The 15,949-nt window shown below is 67.7% G+C and carries 17 protein-coding genes; 9 read left to right on the top strand and 8 right to left on the bottom strand.

What is annotated here, in order from left to right; genetic code table 11:
* Positions 1–38: 38 nt before the first annotated feature.
* Entirely contained in the window at positions 39–1,289 is a 1,251-nt protein-coding gene (locus ACIBH2_RS11715; RefSeq protein WP_397116046.1) for an RNA polymerase sigma factor, read from the top strand.
* A gap of 74 nt (positions 1,290–1,363) precedes the next feature.
* Here the strand turns inward: ACIBH2_RS11715 and ACIBH2_RS11720 are convergent, their stop codons facing one another.
* Positions 1,364–2,293 (bottom strand): AraC family transcriptional regulator, encoded by a 930-nt coding sequence (locus ACIBH2_RS11720; protein ID WP_397116048.1) that lies wholly within the window; start codon positions 2,291–2,293, stop codon positions 1,364–1,366.
* A gap of 119 nt (positions 2,294–2,412) precedes the next feature.
* On the opposite strand from ACIBH2_RS11720, the gene ACIBH2_RS11725 reads away from it, so the two are divergent.
* Positions 2,413–3,108, top strand: a complete 696-nt coding sequence (locus ACIBH2_RS11725; protein WP_397116050.1) for an NAD(P)H oxidoreductase — start codon at positions 2,413–2,415, stop codon at positions 3,106–3,108.
* A gap of 95 nt (positions 3,109–3,203) precedes the next feature.
* On the opposite strand, the gene ACIBH2_RS11730 is transcribed toward ACIBH2_RS11725, so the two are convergent.
* Positions 3,204–4,037 (bottom strand): phosphoribosylaminoimidazolesuccinocarboxamide synthase, encoded by an 834-nt coding sequence (locus ACIBH2_RS11730; RefSeq protein ID WP_397116052.1) that lies wholly within the window; start codon positions 4,035–4,037, stop codon positions 3,204–3,206.
* Between the two features lie 130 nt (positions 4,038–4,167).
* Here ACIBH2_RS11730 and pepN point away from each other — a divergent pair, with 130 nt between their 5' ends.
* From pepN to ACIBH2_RS11745, 3 genes are all read left to right on the top strand, one after another.
* Positions 4,168–6,756: an aminopeptidase N gene (gene pepN, locus ACIBH2_RS11735; RefSeq protein WP_397116055.1), complete on the top strand. Its 2,589-nt coding sequence runs from the start codon at positions 4,168–4,170 to the stop codon at positions 6,754–6,756.
* A gap of 158 nt (positions 6,757–6,914) precedes the next feature.
* Positions 6,915–7,517, top strand: a complete 603-nt coding sequence (locus tag ACIBH2_RS11740; protein WP_397116057.1) for a ClpP family protease — start codon at positions 6,915–6,917, stop codon at positions 7,515–7,517.
* Complete coding sequence (locus ACIBH2_RS11745; protein ID WP_397116059.1) at positions 7,514–8,104, top strand: ClpP family protease; 591 nt, start codon at positions 7,514–7,516, stop codon at positions 8,102–8,104. Before ACIBH2_RS11740 ends, ACIBH2_RS11745 begins: the two co-directional genes overlap by 4 nt.
* 205 nt (positions 8,105–8,309) lie before the next feature.
* Here the strand turns inward: ACIBH2_RS11745 and ACIBH2_RS11750 are convergent, their stop codons facing one another.
* The 5 genes from ACIBH2_RS11750 to ACIBH2_RS11770 all read right to left on the bottom strand — a co-directional run bounded on the left by ACIBH2_RS11750 (position 8,310) and on the right by ACIBH2_RS11770 (position 12,205).
* Positions 8,310–8,900: a helix-turn-helix domain-containing protein gene (locus ACIBH2_RS11750; RefSeq protein WP_397116061.1), complete on the bottom strand. Its 591-nt coding sequence runs from the start codon at positions 8,898–8,900 to the stop codon at positions 8,310–8,312.
* Between the two features lie 359 nt (positions 8,901–9,259).
* Positions 9,260–9,703: a DUF5130 domain-containing protein gene (locus tag ACIBH2_RS11755; protein ID WP_397116063.1), complete on the bottom strand. Its 444-nt coding sequence runs from the start codon at positions 9,701–9,703 to the stop codon at positions 9,260–9,262.
* A 10-nt stretch (positions 9,704–9,713) separates the two neighbouring features.
* The gene (locus tag ACIBH2_RS11760) at positions 9,714–9,992 is read right to left on the bottom strand and encodes a hypothetical protein (protein WP_397116065.1); all 279 of its coding nucleotides are present in this window, start codon (positions 9,990–9,992) and stop codon (positions 9,714–9,716) included.
* A 77-nt stretch (positions 9,993–10,069) separates the two neighbouring features.
* A complete protein-coding gene (locus ACIBH2_RS11765; protein WP_397116067.1) occupies positions 10,070–11,656 on the bottom strand; it encodes an alpha-amylase family glycosyl hydrolase in 1,587 nt (528 codons plus the stop codon).
* A gap of 132 nt (positions 11,657–11,788) precedes the next feature.
* A complete protein-coding gene (locus tag ACIBH2_RS11770) occupies positions 11,789–12,205 on the bottom strand; it encodes a globin (protein ID WP_397116069.1) in 417 nt (138 codons plus the stop codon).
* 294 nt (positions 12,206–12,499) lie between these two features.
* Between ACIBH2_RS11770 and ACIBH2_RS11775 the strand changes: the two genes are divergently transcribed.
* Positions 12,500–13,192 carry an HNH endonuclease gene (locus tag ACIBH2_RS11775; protein WP_397116989.1) on the top strand — a complete coding sequence of 231 codons (693 nt, stop codon included), beginning with the start codon at positions 12,500–12,502 and terminating at the stop codon, positions 13,190–13,192.
* 300 nt (positions 13,193–13,492) lie between these two features.
* On the opposite strand, the gene ACIBH2_RS11780 is transcribed toward ACIBH2_RS11775, so the two are convergent.
* Positions 13,493–14,065: a helix-turn-helix domain-containing protein gene (locus tag ACIBH2_RS11780; protein WP_397116071.1), complete on the bottom strand. Its 573-nt coding sequence runs from the start codon at positions 14,063–14,065 to the stop codon at positions 13,493–13,495.
* A 76-nt stretch (positions 14,066–14,141) separates the two neighbouring features.
* On the opposite strand from ACIBH2_RS11780, the gene ACIBH2_RS11785 reads away from it, so the two are divergent.
* The 3 genes from ACIBH2_RS11785 to ACIBH2_RS11795 all read left to right on the top strand — a co-directional run bounded on the left by ACIBH2_RS11785 (position 14,142) and on the right by ACIBH2_RS11795 (position 15,949).
* Positions 14,142–14,900, top strand: a complete 759-nt coding sequence (locus tag ACIBH2_RS11785; RefSeq protein WP_397116073.1) for an AzlC family ABC transporter permease — start codon at positions 14,142–14,144, stop codon at positions 14,898–14,900.
* Entirely contained in the window at positions 14,897–15,214 is a 318-nt protein-coding gene (locus ACIBH2_RS11790; protein WP_397116075.1) for an AzlD domain-containing protein, read from the top strand. Before ACIBH2_RS11785 ends, ACIBH2_RS11790 begins: the two co-directional genes overlap by 4 nt.
* A gap of 90 nt (positions 15,215–15,304) precedes the next feature.
* Positions 15,305–15,949, top strand: coding sequence for a hypothetical protein (locus ACIBH2_RS11795; RefSeq protein ID WP_397116077.1), 645 nt, complete (start codon positions 15,305–15,307; stop codon positions 15,947–15,949).

Consider the following 15,949-nt stretch of genomic DNA (forward strand, 5'->3'; position numbering starts at 1 on the left):
GGCCGCCACCCGCTGCGACCGGACACGAAGGGGAGACCATGAGCGAATCGACCCGGATCTCCCCCACGATCGAGGACCTGCTGCGTGAACTCGCGCCGCAGGTCCTCGGCGTATTGGTGCGCAGATACGGCGATTTCGACACCGCCGAGGACGCGGTGCAGGAAGCCTTGCTCGCGGCCGCGACCCAGTGGCCGCAGGAAGGGGTGCCGGACAATCCGCGCGGATGGCTCATCCAGGTGGCGCAGCGACGGCTGGTGGACACCGTGCGCGCGGAGGTGTCGCGACGGAATCGGGAGAGCGCCAATGCCTTTCGCGACACCACCGCGCCGGACGGGTACGGCGTGCCCGGGGCCGACGAGGCCCGCGACGACACCCTCACCCTGTTCTTCCTGTGCTGTCACCCCGCGCTGCCTCCGGCCAGCGCCATCGCGTTGACGCTGCGCGCCGTCGGCGGACTCACGACGGCGGAGATCGCGCGCGCCTTCCTGCTGCCGGAAGCGACCATGGCGCAACGGATCACCCGAGCCAAGAAGAAGGTCGCCGCCCTGGACCGACCGTTCGCCACGCCCGCGGACGGCGATTCCACCGAGCGACTCGGTGCGGTCCTGCACGTGCTGTACCTGATCTTCACCGAGGGCCACACGACCACCGGTCCCCAATTGCGGCGCGGCGACCTGTCCACCGAGGCGATCCGCCTGACCCGCGCCGTCCACGCGCTGCTGCCCGACGACCCCGAAGTCACCGGCCTGCTGGCGCTCATGCTGCTCACCGACGCCCGCCGCGCCGCCCGCAGCGGCCCACGCGGCGAGCTCATCCCCTTGGCGGAACAGGATCGCACCCTCTGGGACCGCGGCATGCTCACCGAGGGCATGCGCCTGGCCACCCATGCGATCTCGGGCGGACTGAATCGGCCGTACCAGATCCAGGCGGCCATCGCGGGCTTGCACGCGCAGGCCCCACGCGCGGAGGACACCGACTGGGACCGAATCCTGGTGCTGTACAACAGGCTCGAACAGGTGAACCCCAACCCGATGGTGACACTGAACCGGGCGATCGCGACAGCTATGGTCGACGGCCCCCAGGCGGGCCTGGACCTGGCGGGGACCCTCGAGGAGACGCTGAAGGACAACCACCGCCTCGACGCGGTGCGCGGGCACTTCCACGAGATGGCAGGTGATTTCGGCGCGGCGGCCGCCTGTTACGCCGCGGCGGCGCGCAGGACGGCGAGTTTGCCGGAGCGGGAGTATCTGATGTTGCGGGCGGCGCGGTTGCGGCAGTTGGGGGGTTAGGCCTGAGCGGTCACAAATCGCTCCGAGACAACGGATTTCGGCACATCGACGCGATTTTCGACCGTCCAGGCCAACTAAGCCGCCCGAAACGCACTAGGACTCATCCCCCGATACCTCTTGAACGCCGCACTGAACCCGAACGGATCCGCATACCCCACCGCCTTCGCCACCTGTGCCACGGTGAGATCCGTATCAGCGAGCAGATCCTCGGCCTCGTCCATCCGGTAGTCGGTGAGATACCCCAGCGGCGGCCGCCCCATGAGCTCGGTGAACCGCTTGGCGAACAGCGCCCGCGACACCCCACCCTTGGCGGCCAGGGATGCCACCGTCCACCCCTGGGCGGGGCTGCTGTGAATGGCCTGGAGCGCGGGCGCGACCACCGGGTCGGCGAGGCCCCGGTACCAGGTGGGGGCAGCCGAACCCGCGTTCTCGAACCAGGTGCGCAGGGTGCAGACCAGCGCCCAGTCGAGCAGGCGGTCCATGAGCGCCTGGGATCCGGCGGAGAGCGAAGCGCAGTCGACGGCGGCGCGCTCGAGCCAATCGCAGGTGTCGGCATCCTCGTGAATGACGAGGACCGGGGGCAGGGCGCGCAGCAGCCGGTCGTGGCGGCGGCCGGAGGCGCGGTAGGCGCCGACGATGAGGGCGGTGGCCTCGGCCGAATCACCGCCCCACTGAATGCCCTTGAGCTCCTCGGTGTCGTCGGGGCATTCGTAATCCCCGGCGAAGCAGGCGATTTCGTACTCGACGTGCGGACGATGCAGGGAACCCGAATCGTCGGCGAGGTGGAACGGCTCCGGTCCGCGCACGATCACGGTGTCCCCCTTGGTGACTCGCGTCTCGGTGCCGTCCGAGAGCACCAGGGTGCCGCCACCGCGCAGGACGGTGACCATGGTCAGCGGCGCGCGGTCGGCGAAGCGAATGGTCCACGGGGCGCGCAGCACCGCATGACTCACCACCGAGCCCTCGGCGCGAATTCCGTTCAGGAGTGAACTCACCGGATCCATACGGACATCGTAGACGATCTCCTATCCATCGGAGAGTTTCTCCCATGGATCGTCCATTCGATCATGGGTTTACTGGACACATCGCACTCGACCGCAGTTTCCAGTCAAGGAGAAATCCCGTGCAGCACAACAGCATTGACGCAATCGACACCGAGACCCGCACCGCCCTGGTGGTCGTCGCGCATCACCGCACCGATTCGCTCACCGCGCACACCGCCCGACGCGCCACCGCGCAGCTCGAGGCCGCCGGATACCGCATCGACCTGCTCGACCTCCAGGCCGAGGGATTCGATCCGCGCATGACGGTGGCGGACCAGCCCGAGTGGGGCAATCGAGACAAGGTCTACTCCGCCGAGGTGCAGGCGCACATGGAGCGCATCCTCGCCGCCGACGCGATCGTGGTGGTGTTCCCGGTCTACTGGATGAGCGTTCCCGCCCTGCTCAAAGGCTGGATCGACCGCGTGTGGAACTACGGTTTCGCCTACGGCCGCAGCAAGCCCCGCCTGGCCGGAAAGCGCATTCTGTGGCTGGGACTCGGCGGTATCGCGGCCGACGACCCCGCCCTGTCGGATATGCAGCTCGCCCTCGAAACCCAGCTCAGCGCGGGCCTGGCCTACTACTCCGGCTTCGCCCACTCCGCGGTCGGGCTGCTCCCCGATGCCGAGGAGCGCCGCCAGCGCCTCGACGCCAACGGCAACTTCATCCTCGACAGCGTCGCCGCCGAGGCCGAGCGCATCACCCAGTACGCCGAATTCGACCGCCGCGCCACGCGATTCGTCGACGAGTTCCTCGCCGCCGACCGCGTCCCGGCCTGAGCGGCGTTGGACAAACGATCACCAGGTACTGGTGGCGGAGGCCTCTCGACAGATGCCACCACCAGTACCTGGTCGGTGGATGATTCCTGTGGGGGTTACTGGATTCCGGCCCAAGTTTCGCCGGTGATGAGTTCGTAGGCCTGGACGTACTTCTGGCGGGTGGCTTCGACTATGTCGGCGGGGATCTCCGGGCCGGGGGCTTCCTTGTTCCAGCCGGTGGAGGTGGACCAGTCGCGGACGAACTGCTTGTCGAAGGAGGGCTGGGGGCGGCCGGGGACGTAGTCGGCGGCGGGCCAGAAGCGCGAGGAGTCGGAGGTGAGGACCTCGTCGGCGAGGGTGAGAACGTCGCCGTCCCAACCCCATTCGAGTTTGGTGTCGGCGATGATGACGCCGCGGGTGGCGGCGTGCTCCGCGCCGCGGGAGTAGACGGACAGGGTCAGCTCGCGCAACTGCTCGGCGACCTCCTTGCCCTCCTGGTTCACCACATCGTCGAAGGTGATGAATTCGTCGTGGCCCTCGTCGGCCTTGGTGGTGGGGGTGAAGATGGGCTCGGGCAGTTTGTCGCCCTCGACCAGGCCGGGGGGCAGCGCCACGCCGGAGACCGCGCCGGTGCGCTGGTATTCGACCAGGCCCGAACCGGTCAGGTAGCCGCGGGCGATGCACTCGACCTTCACCATGTCGAGCTTCTTGGCGCGCACCGCGCGGCCCGCGAACTCGGCGGGCACATCGGTGGTGGAGACGAGGTGGTTGGGCACATTGTCGAAGTACTCGAACCACCAGTTGGACAGCTGGGTGAGCAGCGCGCCCTTGTCCGGGATCGGGGTGGGCAGCACCACGTCGTACACCGACACCCGGTCGGAGGCGACCAGGATCAGCTCGTCGCCGTCCTCGTAGAGATCGCGCACCTTACCGGCGTGGATGTGCTTCACAAACTCCTCCTCGTACTGGGGTGCGGCGGGATCTCCGGGACCGTCGGATGTCCAGGTGGGCCGCCCAACACCCTACCGAGGTGGCATTCTGGGCAGCGGCACAGTCCTGGCGAACGACGAAGGAGTCCCCTTGTCCGCACCGAACCTCACCCGGGAACAGGCGATCGAACGCGCCGCGACCATCCGGGTGGAGAACTACCGCGTCGAACTCGACCTGACGGGGCAGCCCACCAATCCGGGAGCCGCCGTCGGTGAGCGGTTCCACACGCGGTCCACGGTGACCTTCACCGCCACGCCGGGCGCGACGACCTTCATCGACTTCGTGGGCGCGGGCATCCGCTCGGCCGTCCTCAACGGCACGGCCGTGGATGTGAGCGGCTACGACGAGTCCGAGGGCCTGACGCTGACCGGCCTGGCCGAGCACAACGAACTCGTGGTCGAGGCCGACGGCGAGTACTCGAACACCGGTGAGGGCCTGCACCGTTTCGTCGACCCCACCGACGACAAGGTCTACCTGTACTCGCAGTTCGAAACCGCCGACGCCAAGCGCATGTTCGCCTGCTTCGACCAGCCCGACCTGAAGGCGACCTATGACATCACCGTGACCGCGCCGCGGGACTGGGAGGTCATCTCCAATGGCGCGATCACCGACACCCAGCAGGTCGGCACGGTGCTGCGGCACACCTTCGCGACGACCCCGCGTATGAGCACCTACCTGGTCGCGCTGATCGCCGGGCCGTACGCCAAGTGGACCGACACCTACACCGACGAGCACGGCTCGATTCCGCTGGGCATCTACTGCCGCGCCTCGCTGGCCGAGTTCATGGATGCCGAGCGGCTGTTCACCGAGACCAAGCAGGGTTTCGGCTTCTATCACGAGAACTTCGGCGTCCCTTACGCTTTCGGCAAGTACGACCAGCTGTTCGTGCCGGAGTTCAATGCCGGTGCCATGGAGAACGCGGGCGCGGTCACCTTCCTCGAGGATTACGTGTTCCGCTCCAAGGTGACCCGCGCCTCCTACGAGCGTCGCTGTGAGACGGTGCTGCACGAGATGGCGCACATGTGGTTCGGCGATCTGGTCACCATGAAGTGGTGGGACGATCTGTGGCTGAACGAGTCCTTCGCCACCTTCGCCTCGGTGCTGTGCCAGTCCGATGCCACCGAATACACCAATGCCTGGACCACTTTCGCGAATGTGGAGAAGTCCTGGGCCTACCGGCAGGACCAGCTGCCCTCCACGCACCCGATCGCGGCCGATATCCCGGATCTGCACGCCGTCGAGGTGAACTTCGACGGAATCACCTATGCCAAGGGCGCTTCGGTGCTCAAGCAGCTGGTGGCCTACGTCGGGCGGGAGCCGTTCCTGGCGGGTCTGCGCGACTACTTCGCCGAACACGCTTACGGCAATGCCACTTTCGATGATCTGGTGGGCGCGCTGGAGAAGGCGTCCGGACGCGATCTGTCCGACTGGGGCGCGCAGTGGCTCAAGACCACCGGCCTGAACACCCTGCGTCCCGAATTCGAGGTCGCCGACGGCAAATTCACATCGTTCACCGTGGTGCAGGACGGCGCGACGCCCGGTGCGGGTGAGCGGCGCGTGCACCGCATCGCCATCGGCGTCTACGACGATCAGGGCGGAAAGCTGGTGCGCACCAAGCGCGTCGAGCTCGATGTCGATGCGGCCGAACGCACCGAGGTGGCGGAGCTGGTCGGCGTCGAGCGCGGCAAGCTGGTGTTGGTCAACGACGACGATCTGACCTACTGCTCGCTGCGGCTGGACCCGGATTCCCTTGCCACCGTGGTGGATCGGATCGCCGATATCGCCGAACCGCTGCCCCGCACGCTGTGCTGGTCGGCGGCGTGGGAGATGACCCGGCAGGCGGAGATGAAGGCCCGCGATTTCGTGGCGCTGGTGCAGCGCGGAATCGGCGCGGAGACCGAGATCGGCGTGGTGCAAAGGCTTCTCATGCAGGCGCACACCGCGCTGGGCAGCTACGCCGAACCCGCGTGGGCGGCCGAGGCGGGGTGGCCCGCCTTCGCCGACCGGCTGCTGGAGCTGGCCCGGGAGGCCGAGGCCGGTTCGGACTACCAGCTGGCCTTCGTCAACGCGCTCACCGGCGCGCTGCTCTCGGCGCGTCACACCGAGGTGCTGCGCGAAATCCTCGACGGCGACCCGGCTTCGGTGGGTCTGGCGGGGCTGACCGTGGACACCGATCTGCGCTGGCGACTCATCCAGGCGCTGGCGGCCGCCGGTGAGATCGATGCCGACGGTGTCGAATCCCCGGTCATCGATACCGAATTGGATCGCGACCCCACCGCCGCGGGTCGCCGCCAGGCCGCCGCCGCCGCGACCGCGCGCCCCTTGGCGACGGTCAAGGAGCAGGCCTGGGAGACGGTCATGGGCGACGACAGCGTGCCGAACATCACCGCGCGCGCGATTGTCGGAGGCTTCGCGCCGGTGGGTCAGGCGGAGTTGCTGAGCCCTTATGTGGAGCGGTATTTCGCCGAGGTGCCCGGGGTGTGGGACCGCCGCTCCAGCGAGGTCGCGCAGACCGTGGTGGTCGGGCTGTACCCGCATTGGGCGATCTCCGATGACGCGGTCGCGGTCGCCGACAAGTTCCTCGCCGGGGACCATCCGCCCGCGTTGCGCCGATTGGTGGTCGAGGGCAAGGCCGGAATCGAACGGTCTTTGCGCGCAAGGGCTTTCGACGCGCAGTAGCCCACGTGTGAAGCGGCCTGGATCTCGCTGATCCGGGCCGCTTTTCGTCGCGTTACCTCGCCCGCCGGTCGCCCTGTGGGCCGCCTTGCTGCTGTGAGCAGATCCGCTCACAGCAGCGTGGCGAGATTTTCCGGGTGCCGCTCGGGCACCGTGGGGTCATGGCAGACGACGACAAGACGCCGATGTTCAACTGGCGCACTCGCGAACAACTGTTCAGCAAGCGGATTCTGGTGCTCGACGGGGCGCTCGACGACGACAACGGGACGCTGCTGATGACGCAGATCCTGCAATTGGCGGCCGAGGACGCCGAGACGCCGATCTCGCTGTGGATTCACTCGCCGGGCGGGTCGGTGCCCTCCATGCTCGCCATTCGCGACGTGATGCGGCTGGTGCCGTGCGAGGTGTCCACGCTGGCGCTCGGATTGGCGTGCAGCGCAGGGCAATTCCTGCTCTCGGCGGGTACCCGGGGCAAGCGGTACGCGCTGCCGCACGCGCGGATTCTCATGCATCAGGGTTCGGCCGGAATCGGCGGCAGCGCGGTCGAGGTCGAGGTGCAGGCCGACGATCTGCGCTACACCGTGCAGACCGTGCTCGGGCTCATCTCCGAGGACACCGGGCAGCCCTACGCCCAGGTCTACGACGACTCCCTGCACGACCGGTGGTTCACCGCGACGCAGGCGCGCGAGTACGGCTTCATCGACGGCATCGTCGACTCCTTCTGGCAGGTAGTTCCGCAGCGGCACAAGGTGGGAATCTCATGAGCAGCTACACGATTCCGAATGTCATCGCCCAGCATCCGCGCGGCGAGCGGATCATGGACGTCTACTCGCATCTGCTCACCGAGCGCATCGTCTACCTCGGCACGCCGATCGATTCGGGTGTGGCCAATGCGCTCATCGCCCAGATGCTGCACCTCGAAGCCGACAGCCCCGGCCAGGACATCAACCTCTACATCAATTGCGAGGGTGGCGATCTCACCGCCATGCTCGCCATCTACGACACCATGCAGCACCTCCAGTCGCCGGTGGTCACCACCTGCGTAGGCCAGGCCATCGCCGTCGGCGCGGTCCTGCTCGCGGGCGGCGAACAAGGTCGCCGCGCCCTGCTCCCCCACGCCCGCATAGTCCTGCACCAACCGGCCGCTCAGGGTCGAGGCACCATCCCCGACCTCATCCTGCAAGCCGACGAGCTGGTGCGCATGCGAGCCGAAATCGAATCCATCCTCTCCAAGCACACCGGCCAAACCGTGGAAACCCTCCGCCACGACACCGACCGCGACCGTGTCTTCACCGCCCAGGCCGCCATCGACTACGGCCTGGTGGACCGAGTCCTGGACCCCCGCACCTGACCGCGTGAGTCAAAGGCGCTGGGGCGAGCGGCAGTTGGCCCGAACGAGGACGTTCGGGCCAGCGCAAACCGGCGACATGTCGGGCGGCCTCCTAGGGCCGACTGGTGGGAGTCGCACTAACCTCCACCGCCCGGGGCCGTTTCGACGCACGCGGAGCGGGACCGTACAGGCCCGTGTCAGGCGGCCAGCATCAGCAGGCGACTCGTCACGCGGCCATCATCAGGATCTGGGGTGTGGTGCTGGCGCGTGGGGCCACCGAGCGGCCGAAGGTGCGGCTGTGGCGGAGGAGGTCGTCGGCGACGTGTTGGATGAGGCCGCCCAGGGACGTGCCGAGCGCGCCCGCCATGGCCTCGATCATTTCGCTCGAGGGTTCCTTGCGGCCGCGCTCGACTTCCGAGAGGTACTGGGGTGAGACACCGGCCCGCCCAGCGGTTTCCACCAGCGTCGAGCCTTGCTCTTGGCGGATGGTGCGCAGCCGCTGACCGAGCGCCTCGCGCCACAGCGGTTCGCGCTGCTGCTCATGTGGGGCTCGAAGGCCGCGCACAGTCTCTTGCGGGGAGCTTGGGGAGCGCAGACCGCGCACCTGCCCCTGAGGGGAGCCCGACTCTTGCGGGGACTCTTCCGAGGTGCCCGGATCATGACCCGGCAGGGGGCGCAGTCGCGAGCGGTGTACCGCCGTCGGAGGCTGGAGCTCGCGCTTCTCCACCCCGTCGTCGGCCGCGCCACGACCGCCGGGAATCGCGCGCAGTCTGGGAAGTTCTGTCCGCTGAATCTCGGCGCTCGAATGCTCGCTCATAGTCGGAGCGTACGACCGCACCACCGCCCCACGCCCACTCGTTCTGCTGTGGGCGTACAAGATGGGCGGAATTGCCGTTCGCCGAGTGATTCCGGCCATGATCACGCCGGAACGACGGCGCACGGCCCGATGCCGCACCGGCCGTACCCAGCACAAGGGCGTCGTGCCGCAGCCACAGCTCTGCCTTCGCTGGAACGCGACCCGCACAGGGGTCCTGCCGCAGCGACAGCGTCACGAACGCGGGCCCCGAAAACGCCGCGCCCCTTCCGTCTCGGCACCTGGCTCCTCAGGGAGGCGGGTGCCCACACGGAAGGGGCGCGATCTTCCCGGTGCCGCGCGTCTCGCGGCACCGGTGGGTGCTACACGCGGCCGATGGCGGCGGCCATCACGCGGATGGCGGAGACCAGGCCGTCGATGAGATCGCCCTGGCGGAACGAACTCAGGGCGGCGGTGGCGCCCAGCTGGCAGACCCGGTCGTTGGCGCGTTCGGCCACATCGCGGCCGGAGCGCACCTCCACGGCGCGGGCGTTCGGGTCCACGGCGATGAGCACGGAACGCGCGGCCTCGGGGGTGCCCGGGAAGACGGCGTCGGCCCCGTTGGCGGGATCCGCGCCGAGATCACCGATGAAGATGTTGAACCGCACCTTGGTGGCGCGGGTCGCGTCGGTGAGGGCGTTGTCCATCAGCAGCCGCTCGTGATCGGTGAACGGCACCTCCTGGAACACGGCACCGGCCTCGTGCACGCCGGACACCCGCCCGCTCGTGGTGACCGCGTAGCCGTGCGGGAGTTCGGCTTCGTTCACCGCAGGCCAATTAGAACTTGCCACTTGCCCGGCCTCCGATCAGGTCCGCCGTAGCGGATTCGATAGCCGCATGGTTGCCATGCGATTCAGCAATGTCGTGGTGACCACGGCCGGTCACCTCGTCGGTCGCGCTCCACAGCACCGGCGGCGCGGTCCAGCGGTCACCGAGTGCGAAGTGCTCCGGCTTCTTGCCGGGCAGCGGCTTGCTGAGGAACGACAAACCAGCGATCACCAGATAGATCGCCAACGGGATGCCGACGTAGATCAGCACTGTCTGGAGAATGCTCACGGATCAACGGTAGTCGATGGCTCTCACGGCACCGCCGACTGGTGAGCCCATGCGCGAACGTGTCGTCGCGCAATGGGTTACACCAGCCACGCAGCAGAATTTGCTGGAAGTTTTCTGGCAGAAATCGGAGCGCTCGCCAGTAATACCTCTCCGGCGGGCAATGTGATCGGCGCATCCGTCGCATTCAGTACACACACCAATCCGCCGACGCGACGAAATGCCAGGCAGCCGGGCGGACTGCCGTACCACTCCAGTCCCGGACCACCGAATTCCGGACGGATCGCCCGCAATTCGATCGCCATCCGATACAGCGAGAGCATGGAGTCCAGCCGTTCCAGCTGACTCTCCACCGTGAGCCCCGCCCAGCGCGACGGCATCGGCAGCCACGGACGCCCCGTGGTGAAGCCGAACGGCGGCCGCGCGCCCTCCCAGGGCAGCGGCACCCGACAGCCGTCCCGACCGCGCACGGTATATCCCGAACGCTCCCAGGCGGGATCCCGCAGCGCCTCCTCGGGCAGATCGTCCACATTCGGCAAACCCAATTCGGCCCCGTTGTAGACGAATACCGAACCCGGCAGCGCCAATTCGAACAAGAGCATGGCCCGCGCCCGCGCCTGCCCCACTCCACCGCCGCCGTAGCGCGTCACCTCGCGCTCGATATCGTGATTGGACAGCGTCCAGGTGGGCGTGGCCGCGACCGCCGCCACCGCGGCCAGCGAATTGTCCACGGCGTCCCGAATTCGCACCGCCTCGAAGGGCGTCTCGGCTAATCGGAAATTGAACGCCAGATGCAGTTCGTCGGGTCGCACATACTCCCCGAAACGGGTGTTGTCGTCGACCCAGACCTCGCCGATGGCCACCGCGTCCGGATATTCGTCCATGACTTTGCGCAGGCGGCGATGGATTTCGTGGACGCCGGGATTGTTGAACCGAGGATCGCTGTCGTCGTGAATGAGCATGCGATTGTCGACCTGCGACATATCCGGCAGCCCATCGGGTTTGGCCATACCGTGCGCGACGTCGATACGGAAACCGTCCACACCCCGGTCCAGCCAGAATCGCATGGTCTGCTCGAAATCGGCGGCGACCTCGGGATTGTCCCAATTCAGATCCGGCTGCTCCGGCGCGAAAATGTGCAGATACCACTGCCCCGGCCGACCGTCCGCCTCGAGGACGCGAGTCCACGCGGGCCCGCCGAAGATACTGGGCCAATTGTTCGGCGGCGCAGCGCCATCCGGACCTCTGCCGTCTCGGAAGATATAGCGATTGCGCTCCGGGCTACCCGGGCCCGCGGCCAAAGCCTGCCGAAACCACACGTGCTGATCGCTCGTGTGATTGGGCACCAGGTCCATGGTCACCCGCATATGCCGGAAATGCGCCTCCTCGATGACGGCGTCCAGCGCCGCCAGCCCCCCGAACAACGGATCGACATCGCGCGGATCGGAGACGTCGTACCCGCCATCGGCCATGGGCGAGCGCATGACCGGACAGATCCACAGCGCGTCCACCCCGAGCAGCTCCAAATAGCCCAGCTTCTCCCGCAATCCGCCCAGATCGCCCACGCCGTCGCCGTTGGAGTCCGCGAAGGAGCGCGGATATACCTGATAGAACACGGCCGATTGCCACCACGGCGCAGTGCCCGCCCCCGCAGATATGTCTGTCACAGCCGTAGTGTGCCAAAGCAAACCGCATCATGCGGGCATGTCGGCCACACTCGACCAGATTCAGCAAATCGTCAGTTGACGGCGCAACCTGCCGGAAAGGCTCTGGGCGTCACGGCCTTCCGAGCCGAAAGTTCAGAACGGTGAGTTCATGAGCGAATTCGCGGCCATCTCGAAGTAGTCGAGCAGCTGTTTACGGTGCTGCTCGTCGAGCACCTCGGGCTCGATCTCGGCCACCGCGATGCGCATGGCGCGCAGCCAGGCGTCGCGCTCGATCGGGCCGACCTTGAACGGATGGTGGCGCATCCGCAGGCGCGGATGCCCGCGCTCGTCGGAGTAGGTGCGCGGGCCGCCCCAGTACTGCTCGAGGAACATGCGCAGCCGTCGCTCGGCCGGACCGAGGTCCTCCTCGGGGTAGAGCGGACGCAGGATCTCGTCGGCGGCGACCTCCCGATAGAACGCGGCGACGATCCGCTCGAAGGTCTCGGCGCCCCCAACCGCCTCGTAGAACGATGTCGCCGTCTGCTGCTCGCCCGAAGTCACAGGGTCCATTCTGCCCTCCGCCGCGCTCCGGGCGGATTCGCGGCCCCGCAAGCTCGATTCCGCTGGGTTGTCGCATCCGCTCGGCCACGGCACGGCGACGAGCCGCGGCCGGACGGCATTCGCGCCCCTCAGAGGCGCATTCCCAGGCTGTTTGGTCGCCTGTTCTACATCGTCATGCTTTGTTCACCCGAATGTGCCCGACAATGTGTGAAATCACCGTGCAATCAGCGGCGTTCCATGGTCAACTGGGTGGCAGTCTGCCGGATACCACACACTCCAGCGAATACGAATTCGGGGTTGACCATGAAGCAGCGGCACGGCGCCCGGCACGAGGCGCGGACCCACCGACAACTCCAGCCCGCCGACGTCCACAATCGTGGGTCGGGGGCTACTCCGCTGCATGTTCTGACCGATCACTATCCGGGTGCGCATCATGATCACGCGCACCGTTCCACCGATTCCACTCCCCCCGGTTCCAGCTGGGCCAAGCGCCGGGTGCTGCTGCTCAACGCCACCTACGAGCCCCTGACCGCCCTGTCCGCGCGCCGCGCCATCGTGCTGCTGATCTGCGACAAGGCCGATGCGGTCCACGACAACCCCGACGGCCCCGTCGTCCACTCCGCGGGCAGCTCCGTCGCCCTCCCCTCGGTCATTCGACTACGCAACTACGTGCGTGTCCCCTACCGCGCCCGCGTCCCCATGACCCGAGCCGCCCTCATGCACCGCGACCGCTACCGCTGCGCCTACTGCGGCGGCAAGGCCGAAACCATCGACCACGTCATCCCCCGCAGCCGCGGCGGCGCCCACTCCTGGGAGAACTGCGTCGCCTCCTGCGCCCCCTGCAACCACCGCAAGGCCGACAAGCTGCTCAGCGAATTGGGCTGGACCATGCGCCACCAAATGGTCGCCCCGAAGGGCCCGCATTGGCGGCTGCTCTCCGCCACCTCGGACCTTGATCCGGCCTGGTTGCAGTACCTCGGCGAGGAAGTAGCCTGACCCCAACTCTCGGGGAGGCTCTCAGGGGCTGCGCCCCTGAAACCCGAAGAGCGTGCGACCAACTCGTGAGGACGCCCGGGGCGTCACCCCTGAGTCCCCAAGAGCGTGCGACCAACCCGTGAGGACGCCCGGGGCGTCACCCCTGAGTCCCCAAGAGCGTGCGACCAACCCGTGAGGACCCCGGGGCGTCACCCCTGAGACCCCAAGAGCGTGCGACCAAGTATCGAGGCATCTGGACGCCACGGTGGCGTAAGTCTCGGCTTGCGTGGGACGCGTTGAAGCACGGTCCGCAGACGTGGGTCAGCTGTATTCGCTGATGAGTAGGGCCCAGGTGCCGGGTTCGAGGGCTTCGAAGATGTGGGGCATGTCGCCGGGGTAGCAGATGTAGTCGCCGGGTTGGAGTTCCACGGGGGCGTCGGCGTGACCGGCTTTGGCGCGGCCCGCGCCGAGGACCATGTGTTCGACCACGCCGCGGGTGTGCGGGTCGGATTCGCGGGGGTGGCCGGGTTCGGCGGTGACGCGGTAGACGTCGCGGCGGGCATTCGGCGGGGAGGCCGAGAGGAGGGTGGTGCGGTACTCGGCCTGGGCGGAGGCGAGGATCGCGCCCTCGCCCGCGCGGATCACCTGGACCTGCGGGCGCGGCGGATCGAGCAGCTGGGAGAATGGCACATCGAGGGCGACGCACAGGGCCCACAGGGTTTCGATGCTGGGATTTCCGGCACCCGATTCCAATTGCGACAGCGTCGATTTCGCGATTCCGGCGCGTTTGGCGACCTCGCTGAGCGACAGTCCGGCACGGGTACGTTCCCGGCGCAGGGCGGCGGCGATCGCCTCCTGCGGCGACGCGGGAGTGGGGCTGTCGTTCTGGGTCATAACGGGTTCATAGGTTACCGGGCGCACCCGCCAACCTCTTTGACGAATCGACCCCGATGCGTTCACTATAGACAACATGCGTTCGATATGGCGAACACTGGATCGGGGTGTGCTCACCGGTATCGCGGCGATCTGCCTGGCGGTCGCCATGATCGGCATCTCCTACGGCGCGACCGCCGTCACCTCGGGTCTGCCCGTCTGGCTGCCCATGCTGATGAGCGTCGCGGTCGTGGCGGGCGGCGCCGAATTCGTCTTCATCGGCATTGTCACCGCGGGCGGCAGCCTCGTCGCCGCGGTCCTCGCGGGCCTGCTCGTCAATGCCCGCCACCTGCCCTACGGGCTGTCGGTCCCCGACGTCGTCGGTTCCGGGTGGCGGCGACTGGTCGGCACCCAGATCATGAACGACGAATCCGTCGCCCTCGCCCTGTCCCAACCCGACCGCGACCGCCGCCGCGCCGCCTACTGGCTGTGCGGGCTGGGTGTGCTGGCCAGCTGGCCGCTCGGCGCGGCCATCGGCGCGATCCTGGGCTCGGTGGTTCCGGACCCCAACGCTTTCGGCCTCGACGCCGTCTTCCCCGCCGTCCTCATCACCCTGGTGCTGCCCTCGCTGCGTGACCCCCTCACGCGCACAGCGGCACTGGTGGGCGCTGCCGTGGCCGCGGTGACCACGCCATTCCTGGGTGCGGGGCTGCCGGTGCTGCTGGCTTTGGCGGCCGTGCTGCTGGTCGCCCGCCGGGCGGGTACCGAGGAGGCGACAGCGGCCGCGCCCAAGCCGTTCGGCGGCGAGGCAACCGTGGTGGATGCGCCCGGAACCGCTGAGGCATACCGCTCATGACCAAGGCCCTGCTCGCCGGAACCCTCGCACTCGCGTTGGGCACCTACGCTTTTCGCTTCGCCGGACCGGTCCTGCGTCGCCGCGTGAACATCTCGCCCCGTGTGGTGCGGCTGCTGGAAATCGCGTCGATGGTGCTGCTCACCGCCTTGGCCGTGACCACATTGATGCCGTCCGGCAAGGGCGCTGTCGGCTTCGCTCTGCCCGCGGGCGTTCTGGTCGCGATCGTCCTCGCTTGGCGTCGCGCGCCGCTGCTCGTGGTCATTCTCGCCGCCGCGGCCACCACCGCCGTACTCCGCTTACTCGGCGTGCACTGACGCCGTGCTGTTGTATAGACGGCTGTGAGAGTTCAGGATTCGGGCAAACGCGTGTGGTTTCTGCGGCACAGGTTCTTGCCGTGGCGCATGGTGATCCAGCCGTACAATATCGCGTTCGAGGGCACCTACTTTCGCTACCGGGTGCCGGTCGGCGCGCCACCGCCCGGGGCGACACCAGCGGGTTCGGAGCTCCGTCCGAGTGCCGCCCGACGGCAACACCGCCAGGCCGACCGCGAGGAGAAGTTGAACCGGCTCGGCGGTTGGCAGTGGCTGTACAAGTTCCCACTGTTGTTGGTGTACATCGCGTTCATCGCGTTGCTCGGTCAAGCCCTCGAACTGCTGATGTTCCTGCTGTTCGTGGTTCTCCTCGCGGGCGCACTGGTGGAATTGGCCGTGCAGGTCATCGTCGGCATGTTCTTGCTGGTCCCGCGCCTACTCGGCCTGGCGAGCTCACGCGTGGACATCTTCACCCACGACGGCAACCGCCTCGCCTCGCTCACGGTGCTCCATGTGTCCGGGTACGGGCGAGCCGGACAGCTGGTGACGGCATTGTCGGACCAAAGGCGCATGGCGAGTTGGCCTTTCGATCCGGTGCGCGATCAGCAAGCGGCTATGGCCTTGCGCCACTTCGGTGCCGAAGTCGTGCGCCACGACAGCCTCTGGAGTCCGCTACCGGGACAGTTGAACACCCCGGCGAATTACGTCGCCGACTACGCCCGGCACCGTCGCGCGTGA

The sequence above is a fragment of the Nocardia sp. NPDC050406 genome, assembly GCF_044459025.1.
Classification (GTDB): domain Bacteria; phylum Actinomycetota; class Actinomycetes; order Mycobacteriales; family Mycobacteriaceae; genus Nocardia.

Excerpts from the sequence above, each read along its gene's own strand:
- ACIBH2_RS11775 (WP_397116989.1), top strand. The coding sequence starts at position 12,500 with ATGAAGCAGCGGCACGGCGCCCGGCACGAGGCGCGGACCCACCGACAA.
- ACIBH2_RS11745 (WP_397116059.1), top strand. The coding sequence starts at position 7,514 with ATGAGCAGCTACACGATTCCGAATGTCATCGCCCAGCATCCGCGCGGC.
- ACIBH2_RS11770 (WP_397116069.1), bottom strand. The coding sequence starts at position 12,205 with ATGGACCCTGTGACTTCGGGCGAGCAGCAGACGGCGACATCGTTCTAC.
- ACIBH2_RS11720 (WP_397116048.1), bottom strand. The coding sequence starts at position 2,293 with ATGGATCCGGTGAGTTCACTCCTGAACGGAATTCGCGCCGAGGGCTCG.
- ACIBH2_RS11740 (WP_397116057.1), top strand. The coding sequence starts at position 6,915 with ATGGCAGACGACGACAAGACGCCGATGTTCAACTGGCGCACTCGCGAA.
- ACIBH2_RS11785 (WP_397116073.1), top strand. The coding sequence starts at position 14,142 with ATGCGTTCGATATGGCGAACACTGGATCGGGGTGTGCTCACCGGTATC.
- ACIBH2_RS11790 (WP_397116075.1), top strand. The coding sequence starts at position 14,897 with ATGACCAAGGCCCTGCTCGCCGGAACCCTCGCACTCGCGTTGGGCACC.
- ACIBH2_RS11715 (WP_397116046.1), top strand. The coding sequence starts at position 39 with ATGAGCGAATCGACCCGGATCTCCCCCACGATCGAGGACCTGCTGCGT.
- ACIBH2_RS11750 (WP_397116061.1), bottom strand. The coding sequence starts at position 8,900 with ATGAGCGAGCATTCGAGCGCCGAGATTCAGCGGACAGAACTTCCCAGA.
- ACIBH2_RS11780 (WP_397116071.1), bottom strand. The coding sequence starts at position 14,065 with ATGACCCAGAACGACAGCCCCACTCCCGCGTCGCCGCAGGAGGCGATC.